We start from the raw sequence: 13730 nt of genomic DNA, 5'->3' as shown, positions 1-13730 counted from the left end.
GGTTTAAAGTATCTGCTTCCGGAGCATGTTCCCATGCCCGCCACCAGTCAGGATCAGCATGAACAGCGATCTATCGGGTTCCACCGCCTCTCCCCATGACGACTTTGCGCGCGCGCACCTGCCGCCGCGCGCACTCTGGCCGCAGCTGTGCTTTGACCTGCCCGAGCTGCAGTACCCGGCGCGCCTCAATTGCGTCGCCGCGCTGCTTGATGCGGCCGTGGCCAACGGCGGCGGCGAGCGCATTGCCATCCATGCCGACGGCCAGCGCTGGAGCTATGCGCAGCTGGCGCGGCAGGTCGACCGCATCGCCCACGTGCTGCGCGCCGACCTGGGCCTGATTCCCGGCAACCGCGTGCTGCTGCGCGGCGCGAATACGCCGATGATGGCCGCCAGCCTGCTGGCCGTGCTGAAGGCCGGCTGCATCGCCGTGCCCACCATGCCGCTGCTGCGCGCGCGCGAACTGTCGACCATTCTCGCCAAGGCCGAGGTCAACGCCGTGCTGTGCGCGCAAGGCTTGCGCGGAGAGCTCGACGGCTTGTCTGGCCTGCCGGCCATGCTGTGCTTTGGCGCCGATGGCGCCGAGCTGGAGCGGCGCATGGCGACCCATGCCGCACCTTTTGCGGCATGCGATACGGCGGCCGACGACGTCTGCCTGATCAGCTTTACGTCGGGCACGACGGGCGTGCCCAAGGGAACCATGCACATGCACCGTGACCTGCTGGCCATCTGCGACTGCTTTCCCCGCTCCATGCTGCAGGTGCGCGCCGACGACATCTTCATCGGCACGCCGCCATTGGCCTTCACCTTTGGCCTGGGCGGCCTGCTGCTGTTCCCCCTGCGCTTTGGCGCGGCCACCGTACTGCTGGAAAAACTCACGCCCGAGGCCCTGCTGCGCGCCATCGGCACCTATCAAGCCACGATCTGCTTCACGGCGCCCACGTTTTACCGCCAGATGGCGCCCCTGGCCGCGCAGCACGACTTGCGCAGCCTGCGCCTGTGCGTGTCGGCCGGCGAGGCGCTGCCGCTGGCCACGCGCGACGCCTGGCAAGCGGCGACGGGACTGGCCATGACGGACGGCATTGGCGCCACCGAGATGCTGCACATCTTCATATCGGCCACGGGCGAGGGTATCCGCCGCGGCGCCATCGGCAAGGCCATTCCAGGCTACCAGGCGTGCATCGTCGACGACGCCGGCGTGCCGCAGCCGCCAGGCGCGACGGGTCGTCTGGCCGTGCAAGGCCCCACCGGCTGCCGCTACCTGGCCGATCCGCGCCAGCGCGAGTACGTGCAGAACGGCTGGAACCTGACGGGCGACACCTTCGAAATGGACCGCGACGGCTATTTCTATTACCGCTCGCGCAGCGACGACATGATCGTCTCGGCCGGCTACAACATCGCCGGGCCGGAAGTGGAAGAGGCGCTGCTGCGCCACCCGGCCGTGGCCGAATGCGGCGTGGTCGGGCGCGCCGATGCCGAACGGGGCCAGATTGTCGAGGCGCACGTGGTGCTGAAGGACGGTTTCCAGCCCGGCGAGGCGCTGGCGGCCGAATTGCAGGAATTCGTGCGCCAGCAGATCGCCCCCTATAAATACCCGCGCGCCATCCATTTTCTTGCCGCCTTGCCGCGCACGGAAACGGGCAAGCTGCAGCGCTTCAAACTTCGCACGGACGCCCCATGAATATTGTCTGCATCGGCGGCGGTCCCGCCGGCCTGTATTTCAGCCTGCTCATGAAAAAGCAGAACCCGGATCACCGCATCACGGTCATCGAGCGCAACCGCCCGTATGACACGTTTGGCTGGGGCGTGGTGTTTTCCGATCAGACCCTGGGCAACCTGGCCGGCGCCGACGAGCCGACGGCGCGCGCCATCCTGCAGGCGTTCAACCACTGGGACGACATCGAGATCCACTTCAAGGGCGAAACCGTGCGCTCGGGCGGCCATGGCTTTTGCGGCATCGGCCGCAAGCGCCTGCTCAATATCCTGCAGGCCCGCTGCGAGGAGCTTGGCGTGCAGCTGCTGTTCGAGACGGAAGTGCAGGATGACCAGGCCATCGCGAAGCAGTACGGCGCGGACCTGGTGATTGCCAGCGACGGCTTGAACAGCCGCATCCGCACGCGCTATGCGGCCAGCTACCAGCCCGAGATCGACCAGCGCCATTGCCGCTTCGTCTGGCTGGGGACGCGCAAGAAATTCGCGGCGTTCACGTTTGCCTTCCGCCAGACGCAATACGGCTGGTTCCAGGCGCATATCTACCAGTATGACGGCGAGACCTCGACCTTCATCGTCGAGACGCCGGAAAGCGTCTGGCGCGCCGCAGGGCTCGATGCCATGAGCCAGCAAGAGGGCATCGCCTTTTGCGAAGCCCTGTTCGCCGGGGAACTCGACGGCCACGGTTTGCTGAGCAACTCGCCGCATTTGCGCGGCTCGGCGCAGTGGATCACCTTCCCCCGCATCGTTTGCCGGCAATGGGTACATCACCAGGATGGCGTGCCCGTGGTGCTGATGGGCGACGCGGCCCACACGGCGCATTACTCGATCGGTTCGGGCACCAAGCTGGCGCTGGAAGACGCGATCGAGCTGGCGCGCTGCTTTGGCCAGCACGGCGACAGCACCGCCGCCCTGGCCGCCTACCAGCAGGTGCGCGCCGTCGAGGTGCTCAAAATCCAGAGCGCGGCGCGCAATTCCATGGAATGGTTTGAAAACGTCGAGCGCTACAGCGCCATGGAGGCGCCGCAATTCGCCTATTCCATGCTCACGCGCAGCCAGCGCATTTCGCATGAAAACCTGCGCCTGCGCGATCCCGCCTACGTGGCCGACTACGAACGCTGGCTGGCGCGGCGCGCCGGCGAGCAGGCCGGCCTGGAGCTGCCGGACCAGGCTTTGCCACCCATGCTCACGCCGTTCAAGCTGCGCGGCGCGCTGCTGAAAAATCGCATTGCCGTCTCGCCGATGGCGCAGTACAGCGCCGTCGACGGCGTGGCCGGCGACTACCACCTGATGCACCTGGGCGCGCGCGCCATGGGGGGCGCCGGCCTCGTGTTTGCCGAGATGACGTGCGTCTCGGCCGATGCGCGCATCACGCCCGCCTGCCCCGGCATGTATAGCGAAGCGCACACGCAGGCGTGGCGGCGCATCGTCGAGTTCGTGCATGCCAACAGCGACGCGAAGATTGCCCTGCAGCTGGGCCACGCGGGCGCGAAAGGCTCGACGCGGCCCATGTGGGACGGTATTGACCTGCCCTTGAAGGAGGGGAACTGGCCGCTGATCTCCGCTTCCGAACAGCAGTACCTGGCCGGCGTGTCGCAGCTGGCGCGCGCGGCCACGGAAAGCGACCTGGCGCGCGTCGAGCAGGATTTCGTGCGCGCCACGCTGGGCGCCGCCGTTGCCGGTTTCGACTGGCTGGAACTGCATTGCGCGCACGGCTATCTGCTGTCGAGCTTTATCTCGCCGCTGACCAACCGCCGCACGGACGACTATGGCGGCAGCCTGGAAAACCGCTGCCGCTATCCCTTGCGCGTGTTCCGCGCCATGCGCGCCGCCTGGCCGCAGGACAAGCCGATGAGCGTGCGCATCTCGGCCCACGACTGGGTCGAAGGCGGCATCACGCCCGATGACGCGGTGCGCATCGCGCGCCTGTTCAAGGCTGCGGGCGCGGACCTGATCGACTGTTCCTCGGGCCAGGTCAGCAAGCTCGAACAGCCTGTGTACGGGCGCATGTTCCAGGCGCCGTTCGCCGACCGCGTGCGCAACGAGGCGGGCATCGCCAGCATGGCCGTCGGCTCCATCTTCGAAGCCGACCACGCCAACAGCATCATCGCCGCCGGGCGCGCCGACTTGTGCGCCGTGGGCCGTCCGCACTTGGCCAACCCGGCCTGGACCCTGACGGAAATGGCGCGCATCGGCTACAGCGGCGGGGCAGCAGTCTGGCCGAAACAGTACCGGCCGGGCCAGCAGCAGCTGGAACGCAATCTGCAGCGCGAACGCCAGCTGGCCGCCGCCAATACGGGCCTCACCCCGCAACAGGTGGCCGCGCGGCTGCTGGAAGGATGACATGAGCAAGGAACAACTGGACGGGGCATTGGCCGGCAAGCACGCGCTGGTGACGGGCGCCGGCAGCGGCATCGGCCTTGCTTGCGCGGGCGCCTTGCTGGACGCGGGCGCCAGGGTCACCCTGGCCGGGCGCGATGGCGCGCGGCTGGCGCGCGCGCGCATGCAGCTGGAAGAGGCGGGCCATGCGGGTCGGGTGGCCATCTGCGTGCTCGACGTGGCCGTGGAAGCATCCGTGCAGGCGGGCTTCGCGCAGGCGGCCGCGCATTTCGGCCGCGTCGATATCCTGATCAATAACGCGGGCCAGGCGCATGCGGCGCCATTCGGCAAGACGGACGCCGCCATCTGGCAGCAGATGCTGGCCGTGAACCTGACGGGCGTGTTCCACTGCTGCCATGCCGCCATGCCGGCCATGCTGGAAGCGGGCTGGGGGCGCATCGTCAACGTGGCGTCGACGGCGGGCCTGAAGGGTTATCGCTATGTCAGCGCCTATGTCGCCGCCAAGCATGGCGTGATCGGCCTGACGCGCGCGCTGGCGCTGGAAGCGGCGCCGCGCGGCATCACCGTCAACGCCGTCTGCCCCGGCTACACGGAAACGGACATGGTGGCGCAGGCCGTGCAGAACATCGTGCGCAAGACGCGGCGCGGCGAAGACGCGGCGCGCGCGGAGCTGGCAGCGGCCAATCCGCAGCAGCGGCTGGTGCAGCCGCAGGAAGTGGCCGATGCGGTGGCCTGGCTATGCCTGCCCGCGTCGTCGGCAATGAATGGACAATCGATCGCCGTCGCCGGCGGCGAAGTCATGTAACCGAATGAAGATCATGGACAAAGAACCCGACAATGTGCAGGACGAACCCGTGCTGGACCTGGCCAGCCGGCTGACGCAGGACCACCACCAGTCGCTCAAGCTGTGGCTGCGCATGCTGTCATGCACGGTAAAAATCGAAAACGAGGTGCGCACGCGCTTGCGCGCCACCTTCGGCATCACCTTGCCCCGCTTCGACCTGATGGCGCAGCTCGAGCGCTTCCCCGAAGGTTTGCGCATGGGCGAGCTGTCCAGGCGCATGATGGTCACGGGCGGCAATATCACGGGCATCACCGACCAGCTGGAGCAGGAAAAGCTGGTGGCGCGCGTGGTCGACCCGAAAGACCGCCGCTCGTACAGCGTCAAGCTGACGCCAGCGGGCCGGCGCGCCTTCGACGAGATGGCGCGCGTGCATGAAGGCTGGATCGCCGAACTGCTGCACGGCGTGACGCCGGACGACAAAAACCAATTGATCGACCTGCTGTCGCACATGAAGCAGCAGTTGAATAACACCCCTCTAAAGGACTGAGCATGCGCCATCTACCCGGCCAGCCGCAAGACCTGCCAGGCAACCGCGCCAGCCTGGCCCACTACGCCGCGCGGCATTTTTTATTCTCCGTCGAGGAAGGCGTCGCCACCTTGACTTTGCACAGGCCCGAGCGCAAGAATCCGCTCACTTTTGACTCGTATGCGGAATTGCGCGAGCTGTTTCGCGCGCTGGCCCATGCCGACGACATCAAGGCCGTGGTGATCACTGGCAGCGGCGGCAATTTCTGCTCGGGCGGCGACGTGCACGACATCATCGGCCCGCTGACGCAACTCGACATGCCCGGCCTGCTGGCGTTTACCCGCATGACGGGCGACGTGGTGAAAGCCATGCGCGCCTGCCCGCAGCCCATCATCGCCGCCATCGACGGCATTTGCGCGGGCGCCGGCGCCATGCTGGCGCTGGCCTCCGACATCCGCCTGGGCACGGCGCGCAGCAAGACGGCCTTTTTGTTTACCCGCGTGGGCCTGGCCGGCTGCGACATGGGCGCCTGCGCCTTGCTGCCGCGCGTGATCGGCCAGGGCCGCGCCGCCGAGCTGCTGTACACGGGGCGCTCGCTGGCCGGTGCCGAGGCCGAGCGCTGGGGCTGGCTCAACCGCCTGGTCGAGCCGGAAGAACTGGCCGAGGCGGCGCAGCTGTTCGCCGCCGGCCTGGCCTGCGGCCCCACGTTCGCGCACGGCATGACGAAAAAAATGCTGCAGCAGGAGTGGAACATGGGCGTCGACGAAGCCATCGAGGCGGAAGCGCAGGCGCAGGCCATCTGCATGGCCACCAACGATTTTCACCGCGCCTATCACGCCTTCGTGGCGAAGGAACAACCAACCTTTGAGGGTAATTGAGATGCGCGACACCAGCTATCTGGAATGGCCGTTTTTCGAGGCGCGCCATGCGGAACTTGAACGCGAACTCGATGCCTGGGCCGATGCGCACCTGGACGACGCGCACGGCGCCGACGTCGACGCGGCTTGCCGCGCGCTGGTGGCCCAATTAGGGCAGGGCGGCTGGCTCGCGCATGCCACCGGCATCGATGGCAGGATCGACACGCGCGCCATCTGTCTGATCCGCGAAACCCTGGCGCGTCACAATGGGCTGGCCGATTTCGCTTTCGCCATGCAGGGACTCGGTTCGGGCGCCATCGGCCTGTTCGGCAGCGCCGGGAACAAGGCGCGCTACCTGCCCGACGTGGCCAGCGGCAAGCGCATCGCCGCCTTTGCCCTGTCCGAGCCGCAGGCAGGCTCCGACGTGGCGGCCATGGCGTGCGCGGCGCGCCGCGACGGCGACGACTATGTGCTCGACGGCGAAAAGACGTGGATCTCGAACGGCGGCATCGCCGACTTTTATGTGGTCTTCGCCCGCACGGGCGAGGCGCCGGGCGCGCGCGGCATCAGCGCCTTCATCGTCGACGCCGACAATCCCGGGCTGGAAATCGCCGAACGCATCGCCGTCATCGCGCCGCATCCGCTGGCCCGGCTGCGCTTCGCCAACTGCCGCGTGCCCGTGTCGCAGCGCCTGGGCGAGGCAGGGCAGGGCTTCAAGGTGGCGATGGCGACTTTGGATATTTTCCGTACCTCGGTGGCTGCCGCCGCGCTGGGCTTTGCGCGGCGCGCGTTTGATGAAGCGCTGCGCCACGCGACAAAGCGCCAGATGTTCGGCCAGACGCTGGCGGATTTCCAGCTGACGCAGGCCAGGCTGGCGCAGATGGCCACCGGCATCGACGCGGCCGCGCTGCTCACCTACCGCGCCGCCTGGCAGCGCGACCAGGGCCGCAAGGTGACGAAGGAGGCGGCCATGGCCAAGCTGACGGCCACCGAGACGGCGCAGCAGGTGATTGATGCTGCTGTGCAACTTTTTGGCGGCCTGGGGGTGGTCAGCGGGCACCCGGTCGAATGCCTGTACCGCGAAATCCGCGCCTTGCGCATCTATGAGGGCGCCAGCGAGGTGCAGCAGCTGATCATCGCGCGCGAACTGCTGCGCGAGACGGGGGACGCATGAACCGCATGAACAACGAGGAAAGCAATATGCAAGTTTTACAACCGCCCGGCTGGGCAAGGCCGCGCGGCTATGCGAACGGCATCGCCGCGAGCGGACGCACGGTGTACGTCAGCGGCATGATAGGCTGGGATGCGCAGGGCCAGTTCCAGACGGACGATTTTGCGGGGCAGGTGCGCCAGGCCCTGCAGAATATCGTCGCCGTGCTGGCCGAGGCGGGCGCCCTGCCCGAGCATATCGTGCGCATGAACTGGTATGTGCTGGACAAGAAGGAATATGTGGCGGCATATCCACATATTGGCGTTGCTTACAGGGAAATCATCGGTAAACATTTTCCGGCCATGACGGCCGTGCAGGTGGCCGGTCTGATCGAGGACAGGGCGAAGGTCGAGATCGAAGTGACGGCGGTGCTGCCCGGCTGAATTTCTGCTGTGAAATATTGCATACTAGTATCTAAATAATAAATATAAAAACATTATCCATCGTGTTATATTTGGCAACCGGAAAATACGCCGGTACTAAAAATACTGACAGTAGAGGTAAGGTATGCAAAACAAATTCAGAGTAGCAAGTAGTCTGGCGCTGGCGTCAGCCGGCCTGTTTTTTTGCATGGGAGCGCAGGCGGCCTCCGGCTCGACGCTGCTGTCTCCTGCTTATCAGGCGCAGTTGGAAACCTGGCTTGGCGAAGGCCGCCTGGCGCTGACGAATATTTACAGCAAGGCGGCGAGCGACACTGCGCTCGATTTTCACAAGGCCTCCGATGGCAAGGGGCGCACGTTTTCCGTCATGGAGGCCACGAATTCATCGGGCAAGACGTGGCTGGTGGGCGGCTACAATCCGCAAAGCTGGAGTTCCACCGATGGCACGCATGTCACCATGGACGACAGCCAGCGCACGGCTTTCCTGTTCAATCTGACGGCCGGCTTCATGCTGCCGCAACTGAAGCAGTATTTCAACGGGGACGGTATCGGCAAGGACCAGACCTACAACCAGCCCGATTACGGCCCTACATTCGGCTACGGGCACGATTTGTATGTGCCGCAAGACCTCACGCATGGCGGCAGTTCTTTCCTGTATACCTATAACTATCGTGGGCTGCCATCGACCGGCGTCAGTTTGCTCGATGGCTCCACCTGGCATGCCAACGACGTGACCTTTGGCGCGATTCAGGTATTTACGATCAGCGCCGTGCCCGAGCCGGGAACGTTTGGCATGCTCATGGCGGGATTGCTGCTGATAGTGGCGCGCCGCCGCGGCAAGTGCGCGGCTGGCAATGTGCAGGATGCTAAATGAGGCTGAGGAGAGTATTGTGAAGTGTAGCGGGCCGCGTCAGGCGGGGACCGCAAAACGGCAGCCATGCGCTAGCCCGCTACTCGTTGTGGGCGGTAAAGGGAACATGTGCAGTACTGATTTCGAGATCGCTCCGGCCTTCGGTCTTTTCCTGCCGGCTTGGCGATTCCGAGCCAGTCAGAAGTATGTCAGACCATCAATAATCCCCTGCGCACCAATCTATTACCTGTAGGAAGACGCGGTGCTATTTAATTCATTTGCTTTCTTTTTGATCTTTTTGCCATTGGCCCTGTTGGGATATTTTGTTCTATCAAAGCATTCTTTACGCCTGTCGATTATTTTTTTGCTGCTGGCTTCGATCGCATTTTATTGCTATTGGGATATTCGTTTCCTGCCGTTGCTAGCCTTGTCCGTCTGTGTCAACTTTGCGGTTGGACGCCGGATTTCACAGCTCTATGAGCGGGGCCTGCGTCGCCGTGCGAAGACGTGGCTAGTCTGCGGACTCGTTTTCAACCTTTCCCTGCTGATCTTTTTTAAATATTTTGATTTTCTTATAGAAAATATAGCGGCCCTGACCGGGGCGCCGCTGACGCCGATCGGCATCGTGTTGCCGATCGGCATATCATTCTTCACGTTTACGCAGATTGCGTATCTGGTGGATTGTCATGCCGGCAAAGTCAAAGAGTACCAACCGGAAAGTTATGGCTTGTTTGTCACGTATTTCCCTCACCTGATTGCTGGCCCCATTCTGCATCATAAAGATATGATGCCGCAATTTTCACAGCCGGAATCGCACGTGCTGCGGCGGGGGCGCATCGTCATCGGCCTGACGTTCTTCACCATCGGCCTGTTCAAGAAAGTGATCTTGGCTGACGGCGTGGCTCGCTATGTCGCACCGGTCTTCGATGCGCACCACCAGAACTTGAGCATGCTGGAAGCCTGGGCCGGAGCTCTGGCATACACCTTCCAGTTGTATTTCGACTTTTCCGCCTATTCCGATATGGCATACGGCCTGTCCTATATGTTTGGCATCGTACTGCCCATCAATTTCAACTCGCCGTACAAGGCGGCGTCCATCATCGATTTCTGGCGACGCTGGCACATCACGCTGTCCACTTTCCTGCGCGATTATCTGTACATTCCCTTAGGGGGGAATCGCGAAGGCGCCTTCCAGCGTTATCGTAATCTGTTCCTGACCATGCTGCTCGGTGGATTGTGGCATGGCGCCAATTGGACTTTTCTCGTCTGGGGCATGCTGCACGGTATTTATCTGATTGTTAATCATGCGCTACGCCATGTTCTTGGTGGACGCAGCAATCTGCCGATACGTGTAGCGGGCGGCATCGCCACTTTCCTGGCGGTCGTTTTGGCGTGGGTCTTTTTCCGTGCCAGTTCCGTGGAGGTGGCGCTGGATGTGCTACAAGCCATGGGCGGCGGCACCCTGACGCCGGCGATGCAGATGGCGATGCTGGGAACCGACAGGATTATGGCGCTGCAGACCTGCCTGTTGTGGTTGCTGGCCTGTGCGGCCATTGCCTTTTTGACGCCAAATGCCTACGACCTGTTGGGCCGGGGCATTTTGCGTGCACAGGAACAGCGCCTGTCCGGCCAGGGCGGCAATATCGCCTTGGGGGCGCTGTTGATCCTTTGTTTACTTTTGCTGGCGATTAGTGAAACGCGTGGCATTTCTGAATTTCTTTATTTTAATTTCTAAACCATATGCGTCCTTTATTTTCCATCGGCTTGGGCATGCTGGCAACGGTGCTGATACTCGAGGCCGTTTTGCAATGCCTGCCTGTCTCGTCCGGCTTGCGGCTGGAAAATAGCGACCCGCAAATTCCATTTCGCCGCTATCTGGCGCATCAGCCCTATGTGTATTCGTATGGCTGGGCGTTTAATAATGCGCGTAGCGGCGTGATCAATGCCCAAGGGTGGTCGAATTCGCGCGACTTCAAGGATGGCGCTGCCGTACTGGTGCTCGGTGACAGTTTTGTCGAGAGCCTGATGCTCGATTATCCCGATACCATGCAGGGGCAGCTGGAGCGTGCCCTTGGCGGCGGAGTGTATGCGGCTGGCAATTCCGGCAATGGCCTCGCCGACATGCTCGTCATGGCGCGCTACTATCTGCCGCGCGTGCATCCGCGTAGCGTGGTGTTATTTGTCGATGGCAGCAATCTCGCCACCTTGCTTGAGCCAGCAAAGCGTGGCCACAATCAGATTGAACCCGGCCCGGATGGCTTCCACATCGTGCATGCGCCGTATATCGAACCCAGGATCAAGCGGGTGGTGTCTTATTCGGCATTGGTGCGGTATTGTTATTACAATCTCAAGTTGCCCGATTGGTTATCGTCCACGCTGCGCGGCAAGAATCCGGCGTCGGCGGCGCCATTGCCGGTACGGGACACTGCGGCGCAGGCATTGGTACTTGATTACTATCTGACGCAGCTGCGTGCCATCGAAGGTAGTTCCAAGGTGCAGTTTCTATTTCTCGTCGATGGAGAGCGGGGCCTGTTGTACGACGCGCACAAGGGTAAGCCATCCTGGCAGGGCGACGATCGGGCATTTTTCCTCGACCGTTTGAAACAGCATGGTTATGCCGCAATCGACATGCAACCTGTGTTCGCGCGGCACTGGGAGGCGCAACGCGAGCGGATGGACTTCGCTCCCATGGATGCGCACTGGAACAAGGTGTCCCATGCGCTCGCGGCCCAGCAAATCCTGTCCCGCCTCAAACAGACAGCCCTGGCGCCGTAGCATGCGCGCCATGGCCGGCGAGTGCGTCGTGCTGCCCCGCTTGCCAGGCTATTAATGGCGGGCGCTTGCCTGTATAATGCCGCTGCGCGTGTCGCCATCGTACAATGGATAGTACAAGGTCCTCCTAAGACTTAAATGCAGGTTCGATTCCTGCTGGCGACACCATATTCCACGCAACGCGCGCCGGTGGCCTGAGTTCATGCAGGCCGCAATGCACTGGTGGTGCCGAGTTGTCGGTACAATGCGTGCTTCATTCATCCAATCGGCAGCTGTTTGGCGCACCACGCGGTGCGCGCGAGGCGGCGCCCGTACACCTTTACTCATTATGGCTGTCATTTCTCTTTCATCGGCGCAACTTGCGTTCGGTCACGTCGCGCTGCTCGATCACGCGGAATTCTCACTGGAAACCTCGGAACGGGTCGGCTTGATCGGGCGCAACGGCACGGGCAAATCCTCCTTGCTGAAGGTTATTTCGGGCAAGTTCAAGCTCGACGATGGTTTGTTGGTGATGCAACAAGGCATCAAGATCGCCTATGTGGAGCAGGAGCCGCAATTCGACCCGGAAATGTCCGTGTTTGACGCTGTCGCTTCCGGCATGGGCGAGTCGCAGGCGTGGCTGAAGGAGTACGACGCGCTGACAGGCCAGTTTGGCCAGGGCAATGACGACGAATTGATGGAGCGCATGCACGACATCCAGGTGAAACTCGATGCGGCCGATGCGTGGAGTTTGCCGAACAAGGTGGAAACCGTGCTCGACCGTTTGAACCTGACGGGCGACATGGCCATGAAAACCCTGTCGGGCGGGATGCAGAAGCGCGTCGCGCTGGCGCGCGCACTGGTCTCGGCGCCTGACGTGCTGCTGCTCGATGAGCCGACCAACCATCTCGATTTCAGCTCCATCCTGTGGCTGGAAGGCTTGCTGCGCGATTTCAAGGGTAGCGTACTGTTCATTACCCATGACCGCTCCTTCCTCGACAATGTTGCCACGCGCATCATCGAACTGGACCGCGGCCGCCTGCTGTCGTATCCGGGCAACTTCACGGCCTATCAGACCCGCAAGGCGGAGCAACTGGAAATCGAGGAAGTGGAAAACGCCAAGTTCGACAAGTTCCTGGCGCAGGAAGAAGTGTGGATACGCAAGGGCGTCAAGGCGCGCCGCGTGCGTGACGAAGGCCGCGTGCGCCGCCTGGAAGCGCTGCGCCTGACGCGCAATGCGCGCCGCGAGCAGCAGGGACAGGTCAAGCTGGACGTGTCGGCCGGCGAACGCTCGGGCAAGATCGTGGCGGACCTGGAAAACGTCTCGAAAATCTATGGCGACAAGGTCATTGTCAAGGATTTCAGTGCGACCATCTTGCGCGGCGACAAGGTTGGCCTGATCGGCGCCAACGGCGCCGGCAAGACCACCCTGCTGAAGATGATCCTCGGCGAAGAGCAGTCGGACACCGGTACCATCCGCCTGGGCACCAAGCTGCAGGTGGCGTATTTCGACCAGATGCGCACGCAGCTGAACGAAGAGGCGAACCTGATGGAAACCATCGCGCCAGGCAGCGACTGGGTCGAGATCAATGGCCAGCGCCGCCACGTGATGACCTACCTGAACGACTTCCTGTTTGCGCCGGAACGTGCCCGTTCGCCCGTCAAGTCGCTGTCCGGTGGCGAGCGCAACCGTTTGCTGCTGGCGCGCCTGTTCGCCAAGCCGGCCAACGTGCTGGTGCTCGATGAGCCGACCAATGACTTGGATATCGATACCCTGGAATTGCTGGAAGAGTTGCTGGAAGAATACACCGGCACCGTTTTCCTCGTCAGCCATGACCGTACCTTCCTCGACAACGTCGTCACGCAGGTGATCGTCGCCGAAGGCGAGGGCAAGTGGCGCGAATTCGTCGGCGGCTACACGGACTGGGAGCGCGTGCGCACCTTGCCGATCGCCACGGCGCCCGCCAGCAAGCCGGCCGTCAAGGTCGAGGCTGCCGCACCTGTTGCCAAGCAGAAAAAGCTCAGCTACAAGGAGCAGCGTGAACTGGAAGAATTGCCGAAATTGATCGCCAAGCTGGAAGACGAGCAATCCGTGCTGGCCGCGGAACTGTCGCATCCGGACTTCTACAAGAAGACGCCAGCCGAAGGCAAGCGTCTGAATGCGCGCGTGGCGGAAATCGAGAACGAGTTGCTCGAAGCGTTGGAAAAATGGGAACAGATCGAGGCGCGCAGCAACGCCTGATTGGTTTCTCGCATTCCCTGTTGTAATTTAAGTTAGGATTACTTGCCACGGCAACGGTTCTGCTTGATATAATTATATAATTA

11 protein-coding genes and 1 tRNA gene are annotated in these 13730 nt (G+C 62.8%); all 12 read left to right on the top strand.

Translation table 11 applies throughout. The annotated features are described in order from the left end of the window. Window positions 1–58: 58 nt before the first annotated feature. The 12 genes from CBW50_RS17190 (at window position 59) to CBW50_RS17135 (ending at window position 13647) form a co-directional block, all read left to right on the top strand. Entirely contained in the window at window positions 59–1678 is a 1620-nt protein-coding gene (locus CBW50_RS17190) for an AMP-binding protein (protein ID WP_086146691.1), read from the top strand. Next, on the top strand, window positions 1675–4050 hold the full coding sequence (locus CBW50_RS17185) for a bifunctional salicylyl-CoA 5-hydroxylase/oxidoreductase (RefSeq protein ID WP_086146690.1): 2376 nt from the start codon (window positions 1675–1677) through the stop codon (window positions 4048–4050). Before CBW50_RS17190 ends, CBW50_RS17185 begins: the two co-directional genes overlap by 4 nt. Before the next feature lies 1 nt (window position 4051). After that, window positions 4052–4852, top strand: a complete 801-nt coding sequence (locus CBW50_RS17180; RefSeq protein ID WP_086146689.1) for an SDR family NAD(P)-dependent oxidoreductase — start codon at window positions 4052–4054, stop codon at window positions 4850–4852. A 13-nt stretch (window positions 4853–4865) separates the two neighbouring features. Beyond that, entirely contained in the window at window positions 4866–5378 is a 513-nt protein-coding gene (locus CBW50_RS17175) for a MarR family winged helix-turn-helix transcriptional regulator (protein WP_086146688.1), read from the top strand. A 2-nt stretch (window positions 5379–5380) separates the two neighbouring features. After that, window positions 5381–6235, top strand: a complete 855-nt coding sequence (locus CBW50_RS17170) for an enoyl-CoA hydratase family protein (RefSeq protein ID WP_086146687.1) — start codon at window positions 5381–5383, stop codon at window positions 6233–6235. Window position 6236: 1 nt separating this feature from the next. Beyond that, entirely contained in the window at window positions 6237–7388 is a 1152-nt protein-coding gene (locus CBW50_RS17165; protein WP_086146686.1) for an acyl-CoA dehydrogenase family protein, read from the top strand. A gap of 26 nt (window positions 7389–7414) precedes the next feature. Further along, a complete protein-coding gene (locus CBW50_RS17160; RefSeq protein WP_086146710.1) occupies window positions 7415–7807 on the top strand; it encodes a RidA family protein in 393 nt (130 codons plus the stop codon). Window positions 7808–7931: 124 nt separating this feature from the next. Continuing rightward, the gene (locus CBW50_RS17155) at window positions 7932–8678 is read left to right on the top strand and encodes a PEP_CTERM-anchored TLD domain-containing protein (protein WP_226936452.1); all 747 of its coding nucleotides are present in this window, start codon (window positions 7932–7934) and stop codon (window positions 8676–8678) included. 238 nt (window positions 8679–8916) lie between these two features. Further along, the gene (locus CBW50_RS17150; protein WP_086146685.1) at window positions 8917–10389 is read left to right on the top strand and encodes an MBOAT family protein; all 1473 of its coding nucleotides are present in this window, start codon (window positions 8917–8919) and stop codon (window positions 10387–10389) included. Window positions 10390–10394: 5 nt separating this feature from the next. Further along, complete coding sequence (locus CBW50_RS17145) at window positions 10395–11429, top strand: hypothetical protein (RefSeq protein ID WP_086146684.1); 1035 nt, start codon at window positions 10395–10397, stop codon at window positions 11427–11429. 90 nt (window positions 11430–11519) lie between these two features. Beyond that, window positions 11520–11594 (top strand) — tRNA-Arg (locus CBW50_RS17140). Window positions 11595–11754: 160 nt separating this feature from the next. Then, window positions 11755–13647: an ATP-binding cassette domain-containing protein gene (locus CBW50_RS17135; protein WP_086146683.1), complete on the top strand. Its 1893-nt coding sequence runs from the start codon at window positions 11755–11757 to the stop codon at window positions 13645–13647. Window positions 13648–13730 lie beyond the last annotated feature (83 nt).

The sequence above is a fragment of the Janthinobacterium sp. GW458P genome, from assembly GCF_002127585.1.
Taxonomy (GTDB): domain Bacteria; phylum Pseudomonadota; class Gammaproteobacteria; order Burkholderiales; family Burkholderiaceae_D; genus Janthinobacterium.
The sequence above is the reverse complement of the archived record's forward strand: the minus strand, read 5'-3'. Positions and strand labels throughout refer to the sequence as shown.